The organism is Halorubellus salinus (genome assembly GCF_020567525.1).
Classification (GTDB): Archaea; Halobacteriota; Halobacteria; order Halobacteriales; family Natrialbaceae; genus Halorubellus; species Halorubellus salinus.
Genome location: NZ_JAJCVI010000003.1, coordinates 232,182 through 255,186 on the forward strand (window position 1 = coordinate 232,182; position 23,005 = coordinate 255,186).

24 protein-coding genes are annotated in these 23,005 nt (G+C 70.4%); 11 read left to right on the forward strand and 13 right to left on the reverse strand.

Annotation, left to right across the window (positions count from 1 at the left end; genetic code table 11):
• The first annotated feature begins 48 nt into the window (after positions 1-48).
• From LI336_RS09415 to LI336_RS09450, 8 genes are all read left to right on the forward strand, one after another.
• Positions 49-639 carry a DUF4212 domain-containing protein gene (locus LI336_RS09415; protein ID WP_227132870.1) on the forward strand — a complete coding sequence of 197 codons (591 nt, stop codon included), beginning with the start codon at positions 49-51 and terminating at the stop codon, positions 637-639.
• Positions 636-2,372, forward strand: a complete 1,737-nt coding sequence (locus tag LI336_RS09420) for a VC_2705 family sodium/solute symporter (protein WP_227132871.1) — start codon at positions 636-638, stop codon at positions 2,370-2,372. Before LI336_RS09415 ends, LI336_RS09420 begins: the two co-directional genes overlap by 4 nt.
• Positions 2,373-2,375: 3 nt before the next feature.
• The gene (locus LI336_RS09425; RefSeq protein ID WP_227132872.1) at positions 2,376-2,864 is read left to right on the forward strand and encodes a universal stress protein; all 489 of its coding nucleotides are present in this window, start codon (positions 2,376-2,378) and stop codon (positions 2,862-2,864) included.
• Entirely contained in the window at positions 2,861-3,088 is a 228-nt protein-coding gene (locus tag LI336_RS09430; protein ID WP_227132873.1) for a DUF8119 family protein, read from the forward strand. Before LI336_RS09425 ends, LI336_RS09430 begins: the two co-directional genes overlap by 4 nt.
• Positions 3,089-3,196: 108 nt before the next feature.
• Complete coding sequence (locus LI336_RS09435) at positions 3,197-3,553, forward strand: DUF8165 family protein (RefSeq protein ID WP_227132874.1); 357 nt, start codon at positions 3,197-3,199, stop codon at positions 3,551-3,553.
• 153 nt (positions 3,554-3,706) lie between these two features.
• A complete protein-coding gene (locus tag LI336_RS09440) occupies positions 3,707-4,543 on the forward strand; it encodes a YihY/virulence factor BrkB family protein (RefSeq protein WP_227132875.1) in 837 nt (278 codons plus the stop codon).
• A 72-nt stretch (positions 4,544-4,615) separates the two neighbouring features.
• Positions 4,616-5,947, forward strand: coding sequence for an APC family permease (locus LI336_RS09445; RefSeq protein WP_227132876.1), 1,332 nt, complete (start codon positions 4,616-4,618; stop codon positions 5,945-5,947).
• 15 nt (positions 5,948-5,962) lie between these two features.
• Positions 5,963-7,129 (forward strand): 3-hydroxyacyl-CoA dehydrogenase, encoded by a 1,167-nt coding sequence (locus tag LI336_RS09450; RefSeq protein WP_227132877.1) that lies wholly within the window; start codon positions 5,963-5,965, stop codon positions 7,127-7,129.
• A gap of 26 nt (positions 7,130-7,155) precedes the next feature.
• Here the strand turns inward: LI336_RS09450 and LI336_RS09455 are convergent, their stop codons facing one another.
• Positions 7,156-7,791: a hypothetical protein gene (locus LI336_RS09455; RefSeq protein WP_227132878.1), complete on the reverse strand. Its 636-nt coding sequence runs from the start codon at positions 7,789-7,791 to the stop codon at positions 7,156-7,158.
• 129 nt (positions 7,792-7,920) lie between these two features.
• On the opposite strand from LI336_RS09455, the gene LI336_RS09460 reads away from it, so the two are divergent.
• Positions 7,921-9,048: a winged helix-turn-helix domain-containing protein gene (locus tag LI336_RS09460; protein ID WP_227132879.1), complete on the forward strand. Its 1,128-nt coding sequence runs from the start codon at positions 7,921-7,923 to the stop codon at positions 9,046-9,048.
• Positions 9,049-9,126: 78 nt separating this feature from the next.
• Here LI336_RS09460 and LI336_RS09465 read toward each other — a convergent pair whose 3' ends face one another.
• The 7 genes from LI336_RS09465 to LI336_RS09495 form a co-directional block, all read right to left on the reverse strand.
• Positions 9,127-10,854: a thiamine pyrophosphate-binding protein gene (locus LI336_RS09465; protein ID WP_227132880.1), complete on the reverse strand. Its 1,728-nt coding sequence runs from the start codon at positions 10,852-10,854 to the stop codon at positions 9,127-9,129.
• 265 nt (positions 10,855-11,119) lie between these two features.
• Positions 11,120-12,037: a class I SAM-dependent methyltransferase gene (locus tag LI336_RS09470; protein WP_227132881.1), complete on the reverse strand. Its 918-nt coding sequence runs from the start codon at positions 12,035-12,037 to the stop codon at positions 11,120-11,122.
• Positions 12,007-12,417, reverse strand: coding sequence for a 6-pyruvoyl trahydropterin synthase family protein (locus LI336_RS09475; protein ID WP_227132882.1), 411 nt, complete (start codon positions 12,415-12,417; stop codon positions 12,007-12,009). The genes LI336_RS09470 and LI336_RS09475 overlap by 31 nt, the downstream gene beginning before the upstream one ends.
• A gap of 302 nt (positions 12,418-12,719) precedes the next feature.
• Positions 12,720-13,727, reverse strand: a complete 1,008-nt coding sequence (locus LI336_RS09480; RefSeq protein ID WP_227132883.1) for a zinc-binding dehydrogenase — start codon at positions 13,725-13,727, stop codon at positions 12,720-12,722.
• 4 nt (positions 13,728-13,731) lie between these two features.
• A complete protein-coding gene (locus tag LI336_RS09485) occupies positions 13,732-14,514 on the reverse strand; it encodes a GTP cyclohydrolase IIa (protein ID WP_227132884.1) in 783 nt (260 codons plus the stop codon).
• Entirely contained in the window at positions 14,511-15,362 is an 852-nt protein-coding gene (locus LI336_RS09490) for a CDP-alcohol phosphatidyltransferase family protein (RefSeq protein WP_368408365.1), read from the reverse strand. The genes LI336_RS09485 and LI336_RS09490 overlap by 4 nt, the downstream gene beginning before the upstream one ends.
• Positions 15,359-17,344, reverse strand: coding sequence for an aldo/keto reductase (locus tag LI336_RS09495; protein ID WP_227132886.1), 1,986 nt, complete (start codon positions 17,342-17,344; stop codon positions 15,359-15,361). Before LI336_RS09495 ends, LI336_RS09490 begins: the two co-directional genes overlap by 4 nt.
• Positions 17,345-17,433: 89 nt before the next feature.
• On the opposite strand from LI336_RS09495, the gene LI336_RS09500 reads away from it, so the two are divergent.
• Positions 17,434-18,540, forward strand: a complete 1,107-nt coding sequence (locus tag LI336_RS09500; RefSeq protein WP_227132887.1) for a glycosyltransferase — start codon at positions 17,434-17,436, stop codon at positions 18,538-18,540.
• A 229-nt stretch (positions 18,541-18,769) separates the two neighbouring features.
• On the opposite strand, the gene LI336_RS09505 is transcribed toward LI336_RS09500, so the two are convergent.
• The 4 genes from LI336_RS09505 to LI336_RS09520 form a co-directional block, all read right to left on the reverse strand.
• Positions 18,770-19,198, reverse strand: coding sequence for a universal stress protein (locus LI336_RS09505; protein ID WP_227132888.1), 429 nt, complete (start codon positions 19,196-19,198; stop codon positions 18,770-18,772).
• A 110-nt stretch (positions 19,199-19,308) separates the two neighbouring features.
• On the reverse strand, positions 19,309-19,983 hold the full coding sequence (locus LI336_RS09510) for a DUF6498-containing protein (protein ID WP_227132889.1): 675 nt from the start codon (positions 19,981-19,983) through the stop codon (positions 19,309-19,311).
• Positions 19,984-20,078: 95 nt separating this feature from the next.
• Positions 20,079-21,311 (reverse strand): threonine ammonia-lyase, encoded by a 1,233-nt coding sequence (gene ilvA, locus LI336_RS09515; protein ID WP_227132890.1) that lies wholly within the window; start codon positions 21,309-21,311, stop codon positions 20,079-20,081.
• Between the two features lie 111 nt (positions 21,312-21,422).
• Positions 21,423-21,590, reverse strand: coding sequence for a hypothetical protein (locus LI336_RS09520; RefSeq protein WP_227132891.1), 168 nt, complete (start codon positions 21,588-21,590; stop codon positions 21,423-21,425).
• 405 nt (positions 21,591-21,995) lie between these two features.
• Here LI336_RS09520 and LI336_RS20135 point away from each other — a divergent pair, with 405 nt between their 5' ends.
• Positions 21,996-22,124, forward strand: coding sequence for a hypothetical protein (locus tag LI336_RS20135; protein ID WP_264475357.1), 129 nt, complete (start codon positions 21,996-21,998; stop codon positions 22,122-22,124).
• Between the two features lie 127 nt (positions 22,125-22,251).
• On the opposite strand, the gene LI336_RS09525 is transcribed toward LI336_RS20135, so the two are convergent.
• Positions 22,252-22,902 carry a ribonuclease HI family protein gene (locus tag LI336_RS09525; protein ID WP_227132892.1) on the reverse strand — a complete coding sequence of 217 codons (651 nt, stop codon included), beginning with the start codon at positions 22,900-22,902 and terminating at the stop codon, positions 22,252-22,254.
• Positions 22,903-23,005 lie beyond the last annotated feature (103 nt).

The window sequence follows — 23,005 nt, forward strand, 5'->3', positions numbered from 1 at the left end:
TCGACACCGAATACGCGACCCGGCCACCGACCAGCCAACACACATAGCATGAGAGACACTGACTCACAACGCGAGTCGACCTCGGCCCGCGACCCGACGACGACCGACGCATCGACCGAAGACGAGGACGAAGCCGTCACCGAGACCCCCACCGAAGGCGGCGACGGCACAGCCACTGGAACGCCCACCGAGCACCCGCACGAGGCGGCGGCCCCGCATCCGCGTACCGACGGCGGTACCGTCACCGCCGACGCCACGTCCCGCGACCGCGGCGAGGACGTCGACTACCTCGAGCGCGAGGTGAACATCTTCAAGCCGTCGACGCCGTTCATGCGCGACCACCTCCGCGTGGTCTGGGCGATGTTCGCCGCGTGGGCGGTCGTCGTCTTCGGGCCCGTGACGGCGACGGCGCTCGCCCCGGACGCGATGACGAGCGTCACCGTCATCGGGTTCCCGCTGCACTACGTCACCACCGCCATCGGCGCGCCCACCGGTGCACTCGTGCTCTCGTTCGTCTACGCCCGCAAACGCGACCAGCTCGACGAACGCTACGGCATCGACCACGGCGACGACGCCGGGGCCCCGAGCGACGACGCCGCCAAGGAGCCGACCGCGGCCGACGGCGGGGTGGAGCAATGACGCTCGCCACCGCGACCGCTGAACTGCCGTTACAGCTCCTCCCCGACGCACTGAACGGGTCGTTCAAGCTCGTGCCCGCGATCATGGTCACGGGGATGCTCCTGTTGTTCCTCGGTATCGGGTACGCGTTCCGCGTCGCCGACACCGACGACCTCTGGGTCGCCGGGCGCTCCATCGGGAACGTCGAGAACGGCATGGCGATCGGCGCGAACTGGATGAGCGCCGCGTCGTACCTCGGGATGGCGGCGCTCATCGCCCTCTCGGGGTACTACGGGCTCGCGTTCGTCGTCGGCTGGTCGACGGGGTACTTCATCCTCCTCATCTTCCTCGCCGCGCAGATGCGGCGGTTCGGGAAGTACACCGCGCCCGACTTCGTCGGCGACCGGTTCGACTCCGACACCGCGCGCGCCATCGCCGCCCTCACCACCATCCTCATCGGGTTCGTGTACGCCGTCGGGCAAGCCCGCGGGATGGGCCTCGTCGGCATCTACGTCTTCGGCGGCGACTACGCGACGATGGTCGTCCTCCTGATGGCCATCACGGTCGGCTACCTCGCGCTCTCGGGGATGCTCGGTGCGACGAAGAACATGGCCGTCCAGTACGTCATCCTCATCGTCGCGTTCCTCGCCGGCCTGTACGCAGTCGGGTTCACGCAGGGGTACTCGACGGTCCTCCCGCAGGTCGAGTACGGGATGCTGCTCGACCAGCTCGGCCGCGAGTTCACCGAGCCGTTCACCTCGGGGAGCTACTACCTCTGGATCGCGACCGCCTTCTCGCTCATCGTCGGGACGTGCGGGCTCCCGCACGTACTCGTGCGGTTCTACACCGTCGAGTCCGAGCGCACGGCGCGCTGGTCGACCGTGTGGGGCCTGTTCTTCATCTGCCTGCTCTATCTCTCCGCGCCCGCGTTCGCCGCGTTCGGCACCGACCTCTACGCGAAGAACGTCGGCGCCGTCTACGGCGCGAACGGCATGAGTGGCGCCGAGGGTGACGTCATCGTCGTCATCGCGAGCCAGCTCGCGAACCTCCCGACGTGGTTCGTCGGACTCGTCGCCGCCGGCGGCATCGCCGCCGCCATCGCGACCACTGCCGGGCTGTTCATCGCCGCGTCCTCCGCGGCGGCGCACGACATCTACACGAACATCGTCAACCCCGACGCCACCCAGCGCCAGCAGCTCCTCGTCGGGCGGGCGACCATCATCGCGCTCGGCGCCATCGTCACGGTCGTCGCGCTCGACCCGCCGGCGCTCGTCGGCGAACTCGTCGCGTACGCGTTCTCGCTCGCCGGTCTCGTGCTGTTCCCGATGTTCTTCCTCGGACTCTGGTGGGAGAACACGAACCGCCAGGGCGCGCTCGCGGGGATGACCACCGGGTTGCTCATCTGGTTCACCGCGATCATCAACGAGGTGCTCCCGAACTACGTCGGCTTCCTCGGCGACGCCGCCGGGGACGCGGGCGCCATCGTCCCGCTCTACGCGGACGTCTTCCCCGCCATCGGTGCCGCACTCGCCGGGACGCCCGTCGTGTTCGCGGTCACCATCGCGGTGTCGTACGCGACCGAGGAACCGAGCGAGGACATAAAGCGCATCGTCCGCCAGTGCCACAGCCCGGAGCCGATGGGCCAGCAGCAGTCCGCCGAGGACGTCGTCGGGAACAGCGGAAACAGTGGTGTGGCGACCGACGGTGGGCGGGACACCACGGACGACGAGACGCGGACGAACACGGAGGCCTGAGTCATGTACGAGCACATCCTCATCCCGACGGACGGTAGCGAGACGGCGGAACGCGCGGTCGACGAGGCGCTCGAGGTCGCGTCGCGGTTCGACGCGACGGTGTCGGCGCTGTACGTCGTCGACACCGACTCGGTCGGCATCAGCCTCGGCGCCGAGCAGGTCGACCGCATCCGCCAGGGCCGGTTCGGCGAGATGGACGACCTGGAGGGGCGAGCGAGCGACGCGACAGCGTACGTCGCGGAGCGCGCTCGGGACCGCGGCCTGGACGTCGAGGAGCACGCACGCGCCGGTCGGCCAGCGTCCGTCATCGCGGACTTCGCCGACGACGCGGCCGTCGACCTCGTCGTCATGGGGAGTCACGGCCGGAGCGGCCTCTCCCGGGTCGTCCTCGGGAGCGTCACCGAGCACGTCCTCCGCGAGACCCACAAGTCCGTGCTCGTCGTCGACACCGGGCACGCCGGCGACGACGCCGAGGAGGCGGGCGGCGAATGACGGCGACGTCCCGCATCGACCGCGTCCGCGAACACGTCGTCGAGAACCGAGATACCGTCCTCGCCGACCTCGCGTTCGCCGTCGTCTGGGTCGCCGTCGTCACGCTCCTGTTCGACGTCCTGCAGGGACCACGGTGGGTCTACCACCTGACGCTCGCCGGCGGCATCGTCGCACACTACGGGTTCTTCGCGTCCCTCGACGCGGTCAGTGACCGGTCGAGTTGAGGACCGACTGACCGCGCGAGCCCGTTCCGCTGTCGCTCCGCTCCTCCACATGCGAGGGCACTCGCCCACCACAAGGAATAAGCCAGAGGCATACTAACTATATTTCATATGAGCCACAAGCATCAGGAGTTGGTCGGGTCGCGCATCCCACACGGTGCCGCGTCCAGCCTCTTCCCCGTCGAGGACCTGCCCTGCGACATCTACCAGCACCGAGACGCGAAACGCATCCTCGAGTCGACGCCCAGCGACGCCGTCCTCGGCCTCCGGAAGACCGGGCTCGCGAGCGCGTACTTCCTCCACAACCACGCGCTCACCGTCGTCGACACGGTCTCGCTCCCCGACCACGCGAAGGCCGACATCCTCGACCGAACCGGCGTCGACGTCCACGACTACGAACTCCTCGCGATCGGGAACACCGACCGGAACTACGAGAACCGCACCCTCGGCGAATACGCCACCCGCTGACGCTCGACCGACCCCATCACCCGCGCCATCCGCCGCCGCACGCGACCGACGCTACTCCCCTTACCCGGCACCGCAGGCGCGCATCAGCGTCCACCGGCAAGCCCGAGCCACTGAAGCCGTGGCATTACCACACCTCCCATCCATACTCTACCCATGGACCTCGACCTGGTCGTCTCACGCGCGAAGGAGGTGAAGGCCGTCTTCGGCGAGAAGAACGTCACGTTCCTCGCCGGCAGCATCGCGTACAGCGCGTTCGTCTCCCTCGTCCCACTCTTGTTGTTCCTCTTCCTCGTCGTCTCGGCCCTGGGCGCGCCCGAACTCCAGACCCGCATCGTCGACGTCGCCACGCAGAGCGTCTCCCCGGCCGTCGGCGGCGTCATCGAGGTGATGATCGAATCACAGCGCGACGCCAGCACCGGGTCGACGCTCGGTGCCACCGTCATCGGCGCGCTCGTCCTCGTCTGGGGTGCCATCAAGGTGTTCCGCGGACTCGACACCGCGTTCTCGACGATCTACGAGACGACCGCCGAGGACACGTTCCTCGACCAGATCAAGAAGAGCCTCCTCGTCCTCGCGACGCTCACCCTCGGCGTCGTCGCGATGGTCGGCGCCACCAGCGTCGTCGCGTTCATCTCCACCATCCCCTTGCTCGGCCTCCTCGTCCCGTTCGTCCTCCTCGGCGCGCTCGTCCTCGCGTTCCTCCCGATGTACTACCTCTTCCCGGACGTCGACCACGAGCCACGCGACGTCCTCCCCGGGACGGTCATCGCGGCCGTCGGCTGGACGGTCCTCCAGGTCGGCTTCCAGGTGTACGCCTCGCTCAGCGGCGAGGAGAGCAACCTCATCGCGAGCATCCTCCTGTTCGTCACGTGGCTGTACTTCACCGGCGTCGTCCTCCTGCTCGGCGCGACGTACAACGCGGTCGTCCTCGAGGACCGCAGCGTGGACGCGGACAGGCGAACCGAAGCGACCGACCAGGCAGGCACCTGAACGCGACCGACGGCGAGCCGGCCGGTGTGGGAAAACTACTTTCACCTGTACCCGCGTGACACGTGATACCGCATGGCTCGAACTGGCGGTGGGAACGGCGACATCGGCCTGCTGCACGCCGTGAGCATCGAGGTCGGCCTCATCGTCGGCGGCGCACTCTTCAGTCTCACGGGCGTCGCCGTCGGCCTCGCCGGCCCCGCGGTCGTGCTCGCGTTCTGCGTCGCGTTCGGCATCGCCATCCTCGGCCTCCTCCCCACCGCGATGCTCGGCGCCGCCTACCCGACCACGGGCGGGAACTACCGTTACCCCGCCGCGCTCGTCTCCCGGCCGCTCGCGTTCCTCGCCGCCATGGGTCTCGGCGTCAGCATGTTCACCGGCGGCCTCCCGCTGTACGCGCTCACCGCCGGCCAGTACGTCGACGCGCTCGTCCCCGTCAGCCCCACCGTCGTCGGATTCTGCCTCCTCACGCTGTTCTTCGCCGTGAACCTCCTCGGGCTCCGCCCCGCCGCCACCGCTCAGCTCGTCATGTTCGTCGGACTCGTCGCCGCCCTCGGGTCGTTCGTCGCGTTCGGCATCCCCGCCGTCGACCCCGGGAACCTGACGCCCGCGTTCCCCGGCGGCACCGTCGGCGTCGTCACCGCCGCCGGCGTCCTCTACTTCGTCTGCCTCGGCGCGAACTTCGTCGTCGACGTCGGCGGCGACGTCCGCGACGCCACCGTCACCATCCCGCAGTCGTTCGCGGTGTCGGTCCCACTCGTCCTCGTCACGTACGCCGGCATCGGACTCGTCGCCGTCGGCACCGTCGGCGCGGACGCCATGACCGACGCGACGCTCGCCGTCCCCGCCGAAGCCATCCTCCCCCGTGGCTTCCAGGAGCTGTTCGTCGTCGGCGGCGCGCTGTTCGCCATCGCGACCAGCATCAACGCCGTCTACATCATCACCCCGAAGTACCTCGAAGCGCTCGCCGCCGACGGCCTCGCCCCGGCCGCGCTCGCCGCGACCAACGACCGCTTCGGCACCCCGCACTGGGCGACCGCGCTCGTGTACGCGTGCTCGGCCGCCGCGCTCGTCTCCCCGCTCCCCATCGCCGACCTCGGCACCCTCCTCGGGTTCGGCGGCGCGTTCCTCGTCGTCCCCGTCATGCTCGCCGCCATCGTCGCCGTCCGCGACCACCCCGACGACGTCGCCGACACCCTCCCCGTCCCCGGTCGCGCACTCGCCACCATGGCCGCCCTCGCCGTCCCACTGAACTGCCTGCTGCTCGCGCTCCTCGCCACGCAATCGCCCACGCTGTTCGTCGCGTGGCTCGCCGCACTCGCCGTCCTCGGCGGATACTACGTCGTCCGCACCCGCACGGCCAGCACGAGTCGCACCGAACTCACGACCGACCCCGACGCGGACTGACACCACTGGACACCGATGATACCACCGACTTACACCGACGCACTCGACTTCGCACGAACCGGCGTCGTCGGCGCGGGCCTCATGGGCCGCGACGTCGCCGGCTTGCTCGCCAACGCCGGGTTCGACGTCACGCTCGCCGACGTCGACCCCGACGCCCTCGAAGCCGCCCGCGACTACCACGACACCGCGCTCGCGGACGCGCTCCGCGCCGGCGGCTTCGACCCGGACGAGGACATCACGAGTCGCATCGGGTACGCGACCGACGTCGACGCGCTCGGCGACTGCGAGTTCGTCGTCGAAGCAGTCCCCGAGACGCTCCACCTGAAACGCGCGGTGCTCGCCGACCTCGAGAGCGTCCTCGACGCGGACGCCGTCGTCGGCACGAACACGTCCTCGCTCACGCCCGGCGACGTCGCCGTCGACGCCACGCACCCGGAGCGCGTCGTCCTCTTCCACTTCGCGAACCCCGCACTCGAACGCGACCTCGTCGAGATCGCCGGCGACGGCGCCACCGACCGCGCGCTCGCCGTCGCCCGCGACGTCGCGGACGCCATCGACCGCCACCCCGTCGAACTCGGCGCCGAGTACCGCGCGAACTGCCTCAGCAGGCTCTCCGCGAGCATCAAGTGCGCCGGCACCTGGGAACTCGCCGCCGCGACCGAGCGAGTGCCGGCCGACCACTCCTGGGGCGTTGCAGCCGCCGTCGTCGACCGCGGTGCGCGCAACGTCGGGTTCGATCGCGGTCCCCTGGAGTTCGTCGACCTCATCGGCGTCGACGTGCACCTGGACACCATCGAGAACCTCGCCGAGGCCTACGGCGACCGGTACGCACCGCCCGAGTCCGTCCGCGAGCGGATGGACGCGATGGTCGACCGCGGCGACCTCGGCAAGAAGACCGGCCAGGGGTTCTTCGAGTGGGACGGCGAGACGTGCCTGCTCCCCGACGTCGACGACCCGCACGACGTCACGCCCGTCCTCGCCGCGCTCGTCAACGAAGCCCATCGCCTCGTCGACGACGGCGTCGCTGACCAGGAGACGGTGAACGACGTCCTCAAACGTGGCAGCGGCGGCGACGTCGGCCCGTTCGACCTCGAAGCGACGTTCGGCGCGGACTACCTCCGCGACGTCCTCGACGAGCGCTACGCGGAGACGGGCGCTGGCGTGTACGACGCCGTCTTCTGAACCTCCCGAGAGCGGTATCGGTGCAGCTACTCGGTGGTCTGACTCGCGCCCTGTTCCAGGGCGGCCGCGGGCTCTGCTTGGACTCGCAGGACGTAGCCGATACCGAGGAGTGCGATGGCCTGGCAGGTGGCGAGGACGAACGGCCCCCACGTCGGCGTCGTCGACCCGAGCGACGCGACCCGCACGACGTTCACGAGGAAGACGAGCGGAGGGGCGGCGAGCAGGAGTGCGAGCCGCGTCGACGACCCGGAAGCGCGCACCACGCCGACTGCGACGGCGAGGAAGCCGAGGACGATACCTGCCAACAGCAGTGCTTGCAGTGCGTCGACGAACGCGGGCAACGTGTCGACGACGCCGGTCAGTTCGAGGAGGTTGCCGACCGCGGTGACCGACGCGCCGACCAGTCCGAGCGACGCGAACGCGCCGGCAACGCGCCGCGACCAGACGCCATCGAGTTCGCGAGCGACCCCCAGCAGGCCGACGAACGCGGCCGTCCAGCCGATCGGCCCGACGGTGTCCTGGAGGACGCGGGACTCCATCGCACCGAGTGCGAACGCCCCCCAGAGTCCTGCGAACACGGCGAAGCAGATGCCCGAGAACGAGAAGGCCTGCGACGTCCAGCTTTCGACCGCCGAGACCGAGTCGTTGTCAGTTCGTGACATGGTGGGATGGTAGTCGGGAGCGAGCCCGATAACCATCATCTATACGACATTATAGTTGCCTTGCTGACACGCCGACGCTGCGGGTTGCGCACCACTCACGCTTATGTCACTTCCCAGACTACTGAACCTATGACGGCCGACCCCCACGGCGTCGACGGCGGAACGGGCGGCGACCGAACGAAGGGAGGCAGTACGGACGCCGACGGTACGGACGCAGTTGGAAGGGAAGAAGGCGCAACGGAGGAAGGTGGAACCGAGGAAGGTGGAACCGAGGAAGGTGGAGCGAAGGAAGCCGCAACGCGCGGTCGCGGGCGGCTCCCGCCCGACGAGGCGTTCGCGGTGCTCGGACAGGAGACGCGCCTCGACATCCTCCGCATCCTCGGCGACGCCGACGGCGAACTCGAGTTCTCCGCGCTCTTCGACCGCGTCGAGTACGACACGAGCGCCAACTTCAGCTACCACCTCGAACAGCTCGTCGGCCACTTCGTCGAGCGCACCGAGGACGGCTACGGTCTCCGCCAGGCAGGCCGTCGCGTCCTCGAAGCGGTCCTCTCCGGAGCGGTCACCGACGCACCGGTCGTCGAACCGACCGAGATAGAGTGGCCGTGCCAGCACTGTGGGGCGTCCACCGTCGAGGTCGAGTACGTCGAGGAGCAGGTCGGTATCTACTGCACGAACTGCCCCGGCCAGTACGGCGGTGCCCGAGCGGCGGAAGACGACGCACTTCCCGCCGACCGCGCGCGGATCGGGTACGTCCACCTGCCGCCGGCCGGGACGCGAGACCGGACCGCGAAGGAGGTGCTCGCCGCCGCGAACACGTGGACCGTGATGCAGGCCCAGTCGCTCCACCGGGGGGTCTGCCCGCGATGCGCGGCCGCCGTCGTGCACGACCTCGACGCGTGCGGTTCCCACGACGCAAGCGAGGGCATCTGCGACGCGTGCGACCGCCGGTTCGCGGTCGCCTCCCGGAGCACGTGCACGAACTGTGGGTTCGAACTCGGCGGGTCGGCCATCGGCCGCCTCCACACCGAGCCCGACCTGTTGGGGTTCCTGTTCGAGCACGACGTCGACCCGTTCGCGTCCGACTCGGCGAGCACCCTCGAGGTCGCGGACTTCGACGAGACGGTCCTCGCGACCGACCCACCGAAGGTGCGATTCACCTTCGGCATCGGGGACGACCGGCTCGAACTGCTCGCCGACGACGACCTCGACGTCATCGAGGCGACGCGGCGGACCACCACGGACGCGGACGACTGAAGCCCGGACTCGAACGCACCCTCGGCACGGTCATCGAAGAACGTCTGGGAACCACCGCCGACGCACGCTCTCGGGGCCTCAGACCAGTAACGGCGGGGCGGCGAACGCGTCGACCTGGACGTCGAGCAACGTCGGTGCCTCGGACGCGATGGCGTCCTCGATGGCTGGCCCGACGCGCTCGGCGTCCTCGATGCGTTCGCCCTCGCAGCCGAACCCGCGGGCGACCTGCGCGTAGTCGACGCCCGGCTGGAAGTCCGTGGACTGGTCGACGCTGTGAGTCGCCATCTGACTCATCTTCGACGACCCCAGGGACTCGTTGTTCGTCACGACGACGGTCACGGGGAGGTCCTCGCGAGCCGCCGTCTCCAGGTCCGCGACGTGATACCCGATGCCGCCGTCCCCGGAGAGCACGACCACCGGGGCGTCCGGGCGCGCCGCCTGCACGCCGAGGGCCTGGGGCAGCGCGGCGTTGATGCCGTCGCTCCCGCGCGCCTGCAGGTACCGAAGTCCCGACTCCTCGGTCTCGTAGAACGCCCCCGAGAAGAACCCGGGGAAGCTCGTCGCACTCACCAGGACGCCCTCGGCGGGTATCCGCTCGTTCAGCTCGTGCACGACGCGCTGGGGTTGGACGGGCGAGCGGTCGCTCGTCAGGTCGTCCCGGTGCTCCTCGCGCCACGCTTCGCGGTCCGCGGCGAGGGAGTCCACGCGTGCCGCGCGAGCGTCGGCCCCGGCCGGTGCGTCCGCGTCGACGGCGTCCGCGAGCGCGTCGAGGGTCGCCCGCAGATCGGCGCGGATACCGACCGCGGGCTCGTAGTTCCGGCCGAGCCACTCGGGGTCGAGGTCGACGTGCACGAGCGGCGCGTCATCGGGGACGAGCGTCCACCCGACCGACGTCAGCTCGCCGAATCGCGTCCCGACCCCGAGCACGAGGTCCGCGTCCGCGAGCGCGTCGTTCGCCACCCGACAGAACCCCCAGCGGCCGACCACGCCGACGGCGTACGGCTCGGTCTCCGCGACCGCGCCCTTCCCGTTCATCGACGTCACCACCGGCACGTCCGCAGTCCTCGCGAAGCGCGAGAGCGCGTCCATCGCGTCGGCGCGAACCACGCCCTCGCCCGCGACCACGACCGGGCGCTCTGCCCCGGCGAGCAGGTCGAGGACGTCCACGACCGCGTCCGCGCTCGGCTCCGGTCGCTCGCGTGGGTACGACCCGTCGACGTCACCGCGGAGGAACGACGCCGCGTCCGCGCTATCGCCTCCCCCCGCATCCGCGTCCACGTCGCTTCCTTCCCCTGTCTCCGCGTCGACGTCGCCCCCGAGGACGTCCTCGGAGAGGTTCACGTGCGCCGGTGCGGGAACGGTCGCGGTCGCCGTGCGGATGGCGCGCTGGACGGCGTCGACCGCGCGCGTCGGCGACTCCGGGTCCGCGGTCGTCGCCGTCCACGGCGCCAGGACCGCCTCGTTGTCCGCGTCCTGGATGACGCCGTTCCCGCGCGTCGCCCGGTCGTTCCCGCCCGTGAGTGCGAGCACCGGCGAGGACGCCCCGGCCGCCTCGGAGAGCCCCGCACCGATGTACGCCGCCCCCGGGCCGCTCACGCCGTCGACGACGCCGAGCGTCCGCGCCGCCCGCGCGTACCCGTCCGCCATCAGCGCCGCGCTCGCCTCGCTGCGCGCCAGGACGTGCCGGAGGTCGCTCTCGGCGAGACTCGCGTAGTACGGATCCATCTGCTCGCAGGGGAACCCGAACACCGTCTCCACGCCCGCCGCCTCGAACGCCTCGACGACGACGTCGGTCGTCCGCGTCACAGCCATCCACCACCGCGTCGCGTGCGTCGTGTGAACATGACTCCCTCAACTCGCGGGGCCCTCAAAAACGCTCCCCCGGAGCGTCCCAGGAGCCGCATCGGAAGTCCGGCCAGCGACGAGGGCTGGGTGAAGCGAACCAGAGCGGTGAGGAGCACGCCGAGTCGGGGTCCCTTCGGCGGTCAGACGACTCGGTCGAGTCCGGGACGAGTCGCCGCCGCAGGACCGCGTAGACGACCGCGACGGGCGGCATCACCAGCACACCGCTTCACTCGCCGTGGTCCGCCCCAGCGGTCCCACCTGGCCGGAAGAGGAGGTCGTGGTTCCGGGCGACGTACGTCAACTCGCCGCGCGCGAGCTGTGCGTGACGCGTCGACGACCACTCCTCGGCACCGTCGACGTCGCTGACCGCGTCCGCGACGAACGACAGGATGCATCCGAGGAAGAACCGTTCGTCCTCCCGGTACGCGCCGTCGACCGGCCGGACGATCCAGTCCGAGGACCCGACGGCCTCGACGTGCGCGTCGCGCTCTCTGAGGTGCTCGCGGACGTGTCGAGCGGCACGACTGTCACGGCCCGGGGTCGCGTCGATGGCGTCGTGGAACGCCGCCAGAACGCGGTCGTCCGCGGGATGCGCTGGCTGGAAGACGGTGTCGCCGTCGAACGTGAGCGGCGCGTACACCAGCCCGTCCGGCGAGACGACCGCTTCGGCGACGTCCAGGGCCGAGCCGAGCGGGACGAGGTCGAGGAACGACTGCGCGAGCAACAGGTCCACCTCGCCGGCCGAGTCGACCGCTGGCAGCGCCTGGAGCGCGTCGCCGGCCGCGAATTCGAGGTCGGCGTCCCCGACCCGACAGCCCCGACCCGTCTCGACCGCGTCGAACCCGCGCCGACGGAGCACGCGAGGGGCCACGTGCCGCGCGAACGCGACGATACCCGCGTCGACGTCGACCCCGTGGTACGACGACGGCCGGACGCCCCACTCGTAGAGCGCCGGCACCGTCAGGCCCGCTCCGCACCCGGCTTCGGCGACCCGGGGCTCCGCCGGGAGCGCCGCCAGCAGTCGGTCGCGAACGCGCCGGTTCCGGGCGCGCTCGTCCACCGAGCGCTTCGCCGCCAGGTACCGCCGACGCGCGTGCTCGTGCCCGCCGTCCGTCATCGCAGTACGCGTTCGTGGCTCGCCCACGCGAGGTCGTCCTCCCACATCCGGACGGTCAACCGCGTCGGCGTCGGGTCCGCGAGCGCGGACGCGAGTCGTTCCCCGAAGTACGCCGCGAACCGTTCGACGCTCGGGTTCACGCCCTCGAACTCCGGCAGGTCGTTCAGGACCGCGTCCCCGTACCGCGCCTCCAGGTCGTCGAGGACGTCCTCGACCGCGTCGATGTCGACGACGTACCCGTAGTCGCCGAGTTCCGGGGCGGCGAACTCCACCTCCGCGGTGAACTCGTGACTGTGCACCTCGCCCTCCGGCCCGGGGTCCGGGACCGTGAGGTAGTGCTGTGCGATGAACCGTCGACGGACGGTGAGACGATGCGGTTCCGCCGGTGGCGGTGAATGCTCTGACATGTGGTCGTTGCTGGTGGTATGGTCGACGGCCGTACAAGTGTACCGTCGAACGAGTTGGGTGACCGGCGACGCAGCGTCGGGCACCGATAGGTCAGCACGACGTGCGGCGCGTCGCCGTCACTGGTAGGTCAGCACGACGTGCGGCGCGTCGCCGTCACTGGTAGGTCAGCACGACGTGCGGCGCGTCGCCGTCACTGGTAGGTCAGCACGACGTGCGGCGCGTCGCCGTCACTGGTAGGTCAGCACGACGTGCGGCGCGTCGCCGTCACTGGTAGGTCAGCACGACGTGCGGCGCGTCGCCGTCACTGGTAGGTCAGCACGACGTGTGGCGCGTCGAGGTCGCGGTCGTCGAGTCGGCGGTACGCGTCCGCGGCGTCCGCGAACGGCACCGTCTCCGTGAGGAGGACGTCGGTGTCGAGCGCTCGCAGGTGGTCGAACGCGACGTCGAACCGCCGGGACTTGTCCCAGCGACCCTGGAGTTCCGGCGCTATCGTACTCACCTGGCTCGATTCGACGCTGATGCGGTCCCGGTGGAACGACCCGCCGAGGTCGACCATCGCGCGCTTCGAGCCGTACCACGAGCCCACAACGACGCGGCCGTCGTAGCCGACCGCGTCGATCGCGGCGTCGAGCGTCGCCGGTTGCCCGGAGAGCTCGTAGACGAGGTCCGCGCCCGCAGCACCGGTACCGCCGACGGCACCGTCGAACTCGTCGGGGTCGACCGCACGGTCCGCGCCGAGCGTCCGAGCGAGTTCCCGTCGCGTCGCCATCGGTTCGACGACGACGAGCTCGTCGAGCGGGAACGACGAGAGCACGTGCGTCGTACAGAGCCCGACGAGGCCAGCGCCGAACACGACGACGCGCTCGCCGACGCGCGGCCGCCCGTCGAGCACGAGGTTCGTCGCCGTCTCCACGGACGGCAGCAACGTCGCCTCCTCGACGGTCACGTCGTCGTCGACCGGAACGACCGCGTCCGCCGTCGTCGTGAACCGGTCCGCGTGCGGGACGAACGCGAACACGCGCCGGCCGACCCACTCCGCCGCGACGTCCCGGCCGGCGTCGACGACCTCGCCGACGGCCGCGTACCCGTACCGGAGCGGGTACTCGAACGTCCCCGAGAGCGCGTCGATGCTCTCGTCGACCGCCATCCCCTCGGGGAACTCGCCGCGGTACACGAGGAGCTCCGACCCCGGACTGATGCCGGAGGCGACCGTCTCGACGAGCAACTCGTCGGCGGCCGGTTCCGACAGCGAATCGGTCCGCACCTCGACCGTCTCCGGGCCATCGAAGTAGAGGCTTCTGACGTCCATCGACTCAGTCATCCGCGACCGTCCACGGCCCGTGCACGCGCTCGCCGGTCTCGCGGCACGCCTCCAGCGCGTGCTTCGCGTCGTCACCGGCCGCGTGCGCGGTCGGGCCGTGCCCGACGCCGACCTGGAGGTCGACGCCCGTTCGTTCGCGGACGCGTCGCAGCACGTCCGACAACGCGTCTGGCGACACCGACGGACAGACCGCGATGACGTTGTCGCCGCCGACGAACTGCGTCACCGCCTCGTGCTCGTCGCGCAGAATCTCGTCGAGCGTCGAGACGGCTCGCTGGACCGTCCGGTCGGCGACCGCCGGGGAGACCCGGTCTGTCAGGTCGCCGGTGGCGTCGACCACGTCGAAGTGCGCGACGGTGAGCGCACCCGGGGTCGCGTCGTCGACGACGCGATGGTCGAGGACCTCGCGTCGGTCCGCGGACTGCGCACTCCCCGCTTCCTGGAGGGCCGCGCCGGCAGCGTCGAGCGCCTGCGCAGGCGTCCGCGCAGTCCCGACGCCGACGCTCACCGAGACCGGGAACCGGTTCCGAACTCGTTCCTGTAACCGCTCGAACGTACTCGGGTCGACCCCGTTCGCCACGCCGATCATGTTGTCGTACCTGGACGTGAACGCGTAGCCGTCGTGGTCGCCGAAGAAGTCAGCGGTGGTCGCGAACAGTCGCGCCTGCAACGCCTGCAGGTCCGTTTCGCGTCGCGGGGCGGGTGTCGTCGTCCAGGGCCCGTAGTCGTCGATCTGTACGACGACGAGCCTGGCACCGTCACGAGAGTCGCTCACGTCTCGGATTGAAGGTCCGGCGTTTCATTAGCGTTCGCTTCGGGGAACCGCCCGGTCACGGCGAGGTAGTCGCGAGCGAACACCGCGAGCGACGGTATCATCGCGACCGTGGCGACCGGCCACGCGACCGCCGGTCGCGTCACGGGGAGGAGCGCGAACGCGACGACCGCCATCTGGAGTCCAGCCAGTGGTCGGCGCACGCGACTCGGCGGCAGGTCGCCGACCGGTCGCCCGCGTCGCTCGCGCACCCAGCATCCGAACCGGAAGAGGTACCGAGCGACCGAGATGGAGAGGTACCAGACCGGGAGGGCACCCCACGCGACGGCGACGACGGGCGCGACCAGGAACCCCATCGTGTCGAACGCCAGGTCCAGGCGCTCGCCGAGACGGGTCCGTCGCCCCACCGTACTCGCGAGGGCGCCGTCGACGTAGTCCAGGCCCGCGCCGACGCCGTACCCGACCGCGGGCACCCACGCCCACACCGCCGTCGCCGCCGCAGCGCCCGACGCCACCTCGCTGGGTGGGACGAGCAGGCACCCCGCGACCCACGCGAACAGCCAGCCGCGCGCAATCGTCACGCCGTTCGCGACCCCGAGCGTCCCGTAGACCACCGGTTCCGTCGCACCCTCAGCCCGCGTGGACGGCGCTTGCTGGTGGTTCTCGCCGAGGGCTCCGTGGAGGAACCAGAGCGTGTACCCCATCGGTACCGCGGCCACCGCGAGCCATCGCGCCGCGGCCGCGACCGTGAACGCGCCAGCGACGGCCACCGCGAGCGCGGCGGTCGCGGCCACGGCGACGACGACCGTCACCCGGAACCCCCGCCGGAGACCTTGAGGCACCGCCGTCATCGTTCGAACGAAGGGTCGGCGAGCCCGTCGAGTCGTGCCATCGCGTCGTCGTCCAGGCGGTGCCGTGCGCTCGCGAGGTTCCCGACGGCGTGCTCGGGTGAACTCGTCGACGGAATGGGGACGACGTCGCGGGCGACGTTCCACGCCAGCACCGCCTGCGCCGGCGAGATGCCCGCATCCGCCGCGACCCCTTCGACGACCGGGTCGTCGAGGAGCCCGAGCGCGGACAGCGGTGAGTGCGCGACGACGCGGATGCCCCGGCGGCGACACCACGCGACGAGCGCTGACCGCGGCCGATACGGATGGCGCTCCACCTGCACGACCGCCGGCGGCACGCTGGCGTGCGCGACGAGGCGAGCGAGTTGCGGGAGCGTCACGTTACAGACGCCGAGCGTCCGCGCGAGCCCGTCCGCGTGCAACCGCTCCATGCGCGTCCACGTCTCGACGAGCGAGTGCGGTGCCGTCCGTGGTGCACCCGACTCGTCCGTCGGGAACGTCAACGCGTCGCGCTCCGCGACCGGACGCTTCGAGAGCGCCCGGAGGTCGCCCTGGTGCTCCCACGCGCCCGGCCAGTGGAGCGCGTAACAGTCGAACGACTCCACGCCGAGTTCCGCGAGCGACCCCTCGCACGCCCGCCGCAGGTCCCCCGGGCCGTGGTTCGTCCGCCACGGCTTCCCGAGGAGGAACACCGACTCGCGACTCGGCCCACCCAGCCCCGCGAGGCGGTCGCCGACGCGCCACTCGTTCCCGTACAGCTCCGCGGTATCGAACAACCGATACCCGGCGTCGACCGCAGCGCCGAGTGCCAGGTCGACGTACCGCTCGCCCCCGCGGTACCGCGAACACCCGAACCCGACCGGCGGCAGTCGAATCGACTCTGACAGCGACGACCGAATCGACTCTGACTGCGACGTGGGCTCGACCGCCACCGACCCCGTGGCTCCTGCCTCGTGGTCGTCGTCGGCGGGAACGGGGACGGCGCCGCCATCGGCCGCGGCCGACTCGATGGCCTCGCAGACCGCGACGACGTGCGCCGCTCGTCGCGCACTCGCGCGACTCGGCCGACCGTCCTCGACCGAGCGCGCGAGACGTTCGGGGCCAGCGGCGTACGGACGTTCGCGACGCGGCGCCGGGTGTGGCGCGGTCGTGAACTCGCGGTCGCCGCCGCGGACCGCGACCGCGTCCCGCTCGGCCGCGAGCGCGCCCGTGTCGTCGAGCGAGAGCGTCCCGTCGTCGCCGTGGAGTTCCAGCCCGTAGAAGTCGCGGCTCCGGTGGTCGACGTAGAAGCTCGCGCGGAGCGCGACCACCGGCCCGTCAGCGAACGAGAGCGTCGCCTCGACGTGCGGCGGCGCGCCCGCCGCCGCCGGTTCGTCGTCGTCCGGCCACACCGAGAGTGCGTCGGCGCGACGCACGCGTTCCACGCGACCGAACCACGCCATCAGGAGCGATAGCGGGTACACCGCACCGTCGTAGAGCGGGCCGACCGAGAGGAACGACTCCGGGCGGTCGTGCCACTCCCGGACCCGGCCGACGTTCGCCGTCGCCGTCGCGAACCGCACCGCCCCCAGTCGACCGTCCGCGACGAACCCGCGAGCGTGCCGCTGGGCGTCCCCGAGGTGGTTCTCCGGCGCACACCCGAGCGCCAGACCGCGCTCCTCGGCGAGCGCAACGAGGGCACGGGCCTCCCCCGCATCCAGCGCGAGCGGTTTCTCGGAGAACACGTGCCGGTCCGCCTCCAGGCACGTCCGCGTCACGGACGCGTGCGCCGCGTGACTGCTCAGGTTCACGACCAGCGGCGCGTCCTCCGCGTCGAGCGTCGATCGCAGGTCCGCGTACGCCGACGCCGCCGGGAACCGGTCGGCGAGCGCGCTCGCCCGCTCCACGTCGAGGTCGCACACCCCGGTCAACCGGAGCGACGACTCCGAGAGCCCGTCCGCGTACCGCTGCGCGACGCTCCCCGCGCCGACGATCACGCACTTCACCTCCGACCGTAACGCGACGCTCGGCATATAGCTGCGGCAAGCGGTCCGTGGTGCCGGGATTCAAATACCGCGCGCACCCCGTTGAGGACATGGCTCGGCTCGCGGTGTTCCACAACACCCTCGACTTCCGCGGCGGTGCGGACGCCGTCTGCCTCCACGCGATGGCCGCGCTCGCGTCCGGCCACGACCTCACGCTCTACACCATCTCGGAGACCGACCCCGAGACGCTCGCCGAGCGCTTCGACGTGTCCTTCGACGCCAGGGTCGTCCAACCACCGGGCGCCGACGTACTCGCCCGTGCGCTGAACGCGCTGGGACCACGCGTCGGCCCGCAGCTCGCCGCCCGGAGCGTGCTCCTGGCACCCTTCGTTCGCCAGCACGCCCCCGCGTACGACGCCGTTCTCAGCACCGCGAACGAACTCGCGCTCGACTGCCCCTCGGTCCAGTACGTCCACTTCCCCCAGTTCCACCTCGACCGGACGCGCGCCGCCGAACCCGGCCGACTCGACGCCCTCTGGTCGCGGCTCGCAGCACCGACGCCCGGGAACGTCCCGGACGATACCCGTCTGCTCGCGAACTCGTCGTGGACCGCCGACGTCGTCGCGACGATCTACGGCGACCGCCCGAGCGTCTGTCACCCGCCCGTCGACCCCATCCCCGGGCGGGACTGGACCGACCGCGAGGACGCCGTGCTCGTCCTCGGGCGCATCGCACCGGACAAGCGCACGCTCGACGCCATCGCCGTCGTCGACCGTCTCCGAGAGCGCGGCTACGACCTCACGTGTCGCGTCGTCGGTTCAGCAAACCGCGCGTCCCGAGAGTACGTCGACCGTGTCGAACGAGCCGCCGCCGACCGGCCACACGTCACCCTCGAAACCGACGCCTCCCGCGAGCGCGTCCGCGAGGACCTCGGTCGCTGCCGGTACGGCCTCAACATGAAGCGACAGGAGCACTTCGGGATGGCCGTCGCGGAGTACGTCGCCGCCGGCGTCCTCCCCTTCGCCCCCAGAGACGGCGGTCAGGTCGACGTCCTCGCGGGCGACGACCGCCTCCTCTTCGACGACGACACCGACGCCGTCGACCGAATCGCGACCGCCATCGACGACGACACCCGCCCGTTCCTGCCAGCGGACCGCTTCGACACCGACCGCTTCGCGACCGCCATCCGCGAGCACGTCGCCGCCATCCTGAAATAGAACCCCCCCGACGTCCACTGCTAGCACACCGCAACTACCGGCGATACCACCCAGACCCGAACGCTCACCCAGGTCGTCGTCTGGTACGTCGTGAACGCCCCCGACTTCAGCCCGCTCGATATCGCCGACCAGATCGTACAGCTCCAGCTCGTCGACGCGCTCGTCGCCCTCTACCGCCGCCACTGACGAACCACCGCTGTCGGTACGGCCCGCGGAGCGGTCCCTCGCGTTACTCCTCGTCGGCCGTCGTCACCGTCACCGGCCGGTCCGTGTTCAGGAGCACCTCCTGCGTGACGCTCCCGAACAGTATCTTCCCCGCCGGCGACCGCTTCCGTCCACCGAGGACGATCTGGTCCGCGTTCACCGACTCCGCGACGTCGATGATGTCCTGGGCCACCTCGCCGCTGTCCTCCTGGATGTGGTAGTCGACGCTCGCCTCGTCGAGGACGTCCATCACGCGTCGAACCGCGTCGATGCGCGTCGGCGAATCGAACCGCTTCATCTCCTCGGGCGTATCCGGCGAGCGCTCCCGGCCCGTGAATACGAACAACACGTACGCTTCCACGTCCATGCCCTCCTCAGCGAGTGACGCGACGAAGTTCGCCTGACTGAGTGCTCGATCGACGTTCAGATGGACCGGAAGGAGTACACGATGCATGACCGGACGTTCGAACGCTGACGATTTATAACTACCAGGTCAGCGCAGCCGAGCTGGAATCGCCCGGGAGTGAGTCCCCCTGGCACGCGGTCGCCCTCGGTTCGTGCCCGTCACTCGGGTCCCGGAGTGGAGGCGTCCACGTCGCGCTCGGTCGCGCTCTCGTGGGTTCGCCAGTGGCCGCGCAGGTCGAGTGCCGTCTTCACGAGCACCATCACGACGACGGCCCCGACGGGCGCGCTGACGCCACCGATAGCGAACGCACCTAGGACGATAGTGAGGTGCAACACCAGCACGCGCCGGTACGGGTCGATCATCAACGCCACCGGCCCGCGGCGTTCGAACTCGCGGTACCCGACGAAGTTCAGCCGATACGAGACCACGTGGTAGCTCGCGAGCCCCACGGTTGGAACCGCCACGGACACCCACTCGCCGTCGAGGAGCGGCGCGAACCCCCTGAACACCGTGAGCACGAACACGCCGTGCACCAGCCAGAAGACGCCGTAGTGCTGCACGAAGAACCACGCGATCGACCGGTTCGGGGCACCGACGAACGACGCGACCGACCGGTCGTTGAAGCGCATCGACGGGAGTTCGGCCGGGTCGTCCGTGCCCTCCGCGCGCAGTATCTTCGCGATGGATTCCACGCCGACGACCGCACTCTCCACCCAGTACACGAGCAGTAACGCCGGGACACCCCACCCGTAGAACAGGACGCCCACCAGTGGAATCGCGTTCCCGGCGAGCAACCCCACGACGGCCACGCGCGAACCCGGCGGTGAACGCATACCCGAACGTGGGCAGGCGTCGACATAAACGAAGCGAGGGCACGGCATCACGACACCGTTCACGCGGCCTTCCCGCCACCGGACCGGCGCGCGCGTTACTGGGGGTGTGCGAGCCGTTCGACGTCGTACCCGGCGTCGCGGATGCCCGCGAGCAACTGGTCGGCGTGCTCGCGGCCCGCCGCCTCCACGCGGAACATCAGGTACGCTTCGCCGACGTCGAGGTCGTCGACCGCTCGCTCGTGGCGGACCGACCGGATGTTCGCACCCTGGTCCGCGAGCACCCGCGATACCTCCGCCATCTTCCCCGGACGGTCCTGGATACGGACCCGCAGATGCAGGAGCTGGTGGCGCGCCGCCTGCGCGTGCGTCAGGACCCCCTGGAGCGCAGACACGTCGATGTTCCCCCCGCACAGGAGCGGTATCACCGTCTCACCGGCGACGTCGAGGTCGTCGGAGAGCAAGGCGGCGGTGCTCACCGCGCCCGCACCCTCGACGAGCTGCTTCGCGCGCTCCAGCAGGAGCAGGATGGCCTGCGCGATGCGGTCGTCGCTCACCGTCACCACCTCGTCCACGTACGCGTCGATGTGCTCGTAGGTCAGCTCGCAGATGCCGCCGGTCGCGATACCGTCGGCGATCGTCTGCGGGTCGTCGTTCGCCACGGGTTCGCCCTTCTGGAGGCTCTGCGGGACGGTCGCCGCGTGCTCGGCCTGCACCCCCACGATGCGGACGCTCGGGTCGCGTTCCTTGATCGCCGTCGCCACACCAGAGATGAGCCCACCCCCACCGATCGGTGCAACGACCGCGTCCACGTCCGGGAACTGCTCGTAGAGCTCCAGCCCGAGCGTCCCCTGGCCCGCGACGATGGCGGGGTCGTCGTACGCGTGCACGAACTCCCAGTCGTGCTCTGCCTCGAGGTCGCGCGCGTACGACACCGCCTCCTGGAACGTCTGCCCGACGAGTTCGACGTCCGCACCGTAACTCCGCGTCGCGTCCACCTTCGCTTGCGGCGCCGTCTCCGGCATCACGATGGTGGACTCGATGTCGTTCGTCGCCGCTGCCAACGCGACGCCCTGCGCGTGATTTCCCGCGCTCGCCGCGACCACGCGCCCCGAGAACGCGTCGTCCTCGGCGAGGAGACTCACCTTGTTGTGCGCACCGCGCGTCTTGAACGACCCCGTCCGCTGGAGGTGCTCCATCTTCAGGTGGACGTCCGCGTCCGCGCGCTCAGACAGGCTCCGCGAGTACTCGATAGGCGTCTCCTCGACGATGTGCGTGTCCCGGACGCGAGCGCGCGCCGCCTCGATGTCCGGGAGCGAGACGCGAGGCATACCTGAGAGTCCACGCGCCCCACTCTTGAACGTACGCAATTCAGAATCGAGTACCTCGCTTGCGGACGGCTGTCCGAGCGTCGGTTCATCGCCAGCCCGCACCGTACGCTGTCAGCGTGCGCCCGCAACGCCGCTCCCGATGGCGGCGCCACAGTCGCCGCACGCGACGAGGTAGAACCGCTCCGAGGCCTCGAAGAACCCGCTCTCGGCGCCCATGTCTCCGAACTCGACGTCCTCCTGTCGTTCCAGCGTCGCGTCGCACTCCGGACAGTGAACCATGGAACCGACTCGACGCTCGCCGACCGTATCGATACGGGCTTCTCCGGACACGCCGGTGTGCATGGGAGCGAGTCGACTCGGTCCCGGTCCGCGCTCGCTGCCCGACACTACGAACGCTGATGGAACGAACTCGGTCTGGAGGTATCCCAACGTCACCCATGCTCCCCACCTCGAACGGAACACCACCGCGTCCGCAGATACGACCGCACTTTCACCGCCTACCCGGACACCACCGCGTCCGCGGCTTCCACTGCCCCCCACCCAACCCGGACCCAGCAACTACCCATCCGTTCGCGCACGCACTCCACCAAACCCGTCGAGACGTCGCACTCGTCGGTCCACACGGACCCAATCGGTGCCGAGGCTGAGTCCAACACGTGCCCGACTCCTGGCCGGCTCGTCCTCGTGACGAGCGCCGCTGCCGGCGTCGTCGGCGGACGAGGTCCCCTCACCGTCCTCCCGGACGTCTTCGCCAGCGTCGCGGTCCTCGCCAGCGTCGCGGTCGTCGCACTCCTCCATCAGAGCGACAAGTGACAGCGCACGTGAGAACTCCGGACGCGGTGGGGTCGGCGAGCACCTCGGTTCGCCCACCCCAGACGCTGCACGCATCGTCGTCCGGGACGGGGATACCACTCTGGGGCCACCGACGACCGTAGTCGCTTCACTGCGGGCCGATAGCTGCGATGTCGGCACCGACGGTCGCCAGCGCGTCGGCGGGATTCGGGTCGCTATCGGCCAGGTGCGTATAGCGGTGGTCGGGGATGCCCGCGAGCAATTCGGCGACGGCGTCGCTGTACGCGTCCACGCCGGGTTCGGTCGGGTCGTCGCCACCCCAGACGTCCCGGATGACCGTCATCGAGTCGATGCGGACCTCCACGCTGCGTGGGTCGTACCGCGTCGTGAGCTCTGTGAGGCCGAGCTGGAGTGCGACGTACTCGGCGGTGTTGTTCCCCGTTCGCGACCCGACCGGCCGCCCGAGTCGCGCGAGCTCGGTGCCGTCGGTGTCCAGGACGACGGCGCCCGCCCCTGCCGGGCCTGGGTTCCCGCGCGAACTCCCGTCGACGTACAGGACGAACCCGTCGGTTGTCGGCTCCGGAACCGCGGGTCGCGTGAGGTCCGACGATTGCAAGCGTTCGAGTGCGTCCCGAAGCTCGCCGTGCGCGGTCGCCGGGTCGAAGAGCCCACCGAAGCCGGGGACCTCGTCGTCGACCGCATCGATAGCCGTCGCGAGCTCGTAGCCGACGGCTGCGAGGACCGCGTCGACCTGCGCCGGGAGCGGCGGCAGATACTCGGCAGGAAGCCGGTCACTCACCGCGACCACCGCCGCGCGTCGAGGACCCGGACAGGGTGGTTCGATTCGCGGAATCGCTCCAGCACGTCATGTCGACACTACCGGCCTCCACCGGCATAAGCTG

Bases quoted from the DNA above. Each gene is read 5' to 3' on its own strand.
- LI336_RS09475 (WP_227132882.1), bottom strand. From the start codon at position 12,417: ATGTCAGAGCATTCACCGCCACCGGCGGAACCGCATCGTCTCACCGTC.
- LI336_RS09435 (WP_227132874.1), top strand. From the start codon at position 3,197: ATGAGCCACAAGCATCAGGAGTTGGTCGGGTCGCGCATCCCACACGGT.
- LI336_RS09500 (WP_227132887.1), top strand. From the start codon at position 17,434: ATGGCTCGGCTCGCGGTGTTCCACAACACCCTCGACTTCCGCGGCGGT.
- LI336_RS09450 (WP_227132877.1), top strand. From the start codon at position 5,963: ATGATACCACCGACTTACACCGACGCACTCGACTTCGCACGAACCGGC.
- ilvA (WP_227132890.1), bottom strand. From the start codon at position 21,311: ATGCCTCGCGTCTCGCTCCCGGACATCGAGGCGGCGCGCGCTCGCGTC.
- LI336_RS09420 (WP_227132871.1), top strand. From the start codon at position 636: ATGACGCTCGCCACCGCGACCGCTGAACTGCCGTTACAGCTCCTCCCC.
- LI336_RS09460 (WP_227132879.1), top strand. From the start codon at position 7,921: ATGACGGCCGACCCCCACGGCGTCGACGGCGGAACGGGCGGCGACCGA.
- LI336_RS09425 (WP_227132872.1), top strand. From the start codon at position 2,376: ATGTACGAGCACATCCTCATCCCGACGGACGGTAGCGAGACGGCGGAA.
- LI336_RS09505 (WP_227132888.1), bottom strand. From the start codon at position 19,198: ATGCATCGTGTACTCCTTCCGGTCCATCTGAACGTCGATCGAGCACTC.
- LI336_RS09490 (WP_368408365.1), bottom strand. From the start codon at position 15,362: ATGACGGCGGTGCCTCAAGGTCTCCGGCGGGGGTTCCGGGTGACGGTC.
- LI336_RS09445 (WP_227132876.1), top strand. From the start codon at position 4,616: ATGGCTCGAACTGGCGGTGGGAACGGCGACATCGGCCTGCTGCACGCC.
- LI336_RS09430 (WP_227132873.1), top strand. From the start codon at position 2,861: ATGACGGCGACGTCCCGCATCGACCGCGTCCGCGAACACGTCGTCGAG.
- LI336_RS09440 (WP_227132875.1), top strand. From the start codon at position 3,707: ATGGACCTCGACCTGGTCGTCTCACGCGCGAAGGAGGTGAAGGCCGTC.
- LI336_RS09510 (WP_227132889.1), bottom strand. From the start codon at position 19,983: ATGCGTTCACCGCCGGGTTCGCGCGTGGCCGTCGTGGGGTTGCTCGCC.
- LI336_RS09520 (WP_227132891.1), bottom strand. From the start codon at position 21,590: ATGGTTCACTGTCCGGAGTGCGACGCGACGCTGGAACGACAGGAGGAC.
- LI336_RS09455 (WP_227132878.1), bottom strand. From the start codon at position 7,791: ATGTCACGAACTGACAACGACTCGGTCTCGGCGGTCGAAAGCTGGACG.
- LI336_RS09480 (WP_227132883.1), bottom strand. From the start codon at position 13,727: ATGGACGTCAGAAGCCTCTACTTCGATGGCCCGGAGACGGTCGAGGTG.
- LI336_RS09415 (WP_227132870.1), top strand. From the start codon at position 49: ATGAGAGACACTGACTCACAACGCGAGTCGACCTCGGCCCGCGACCCG.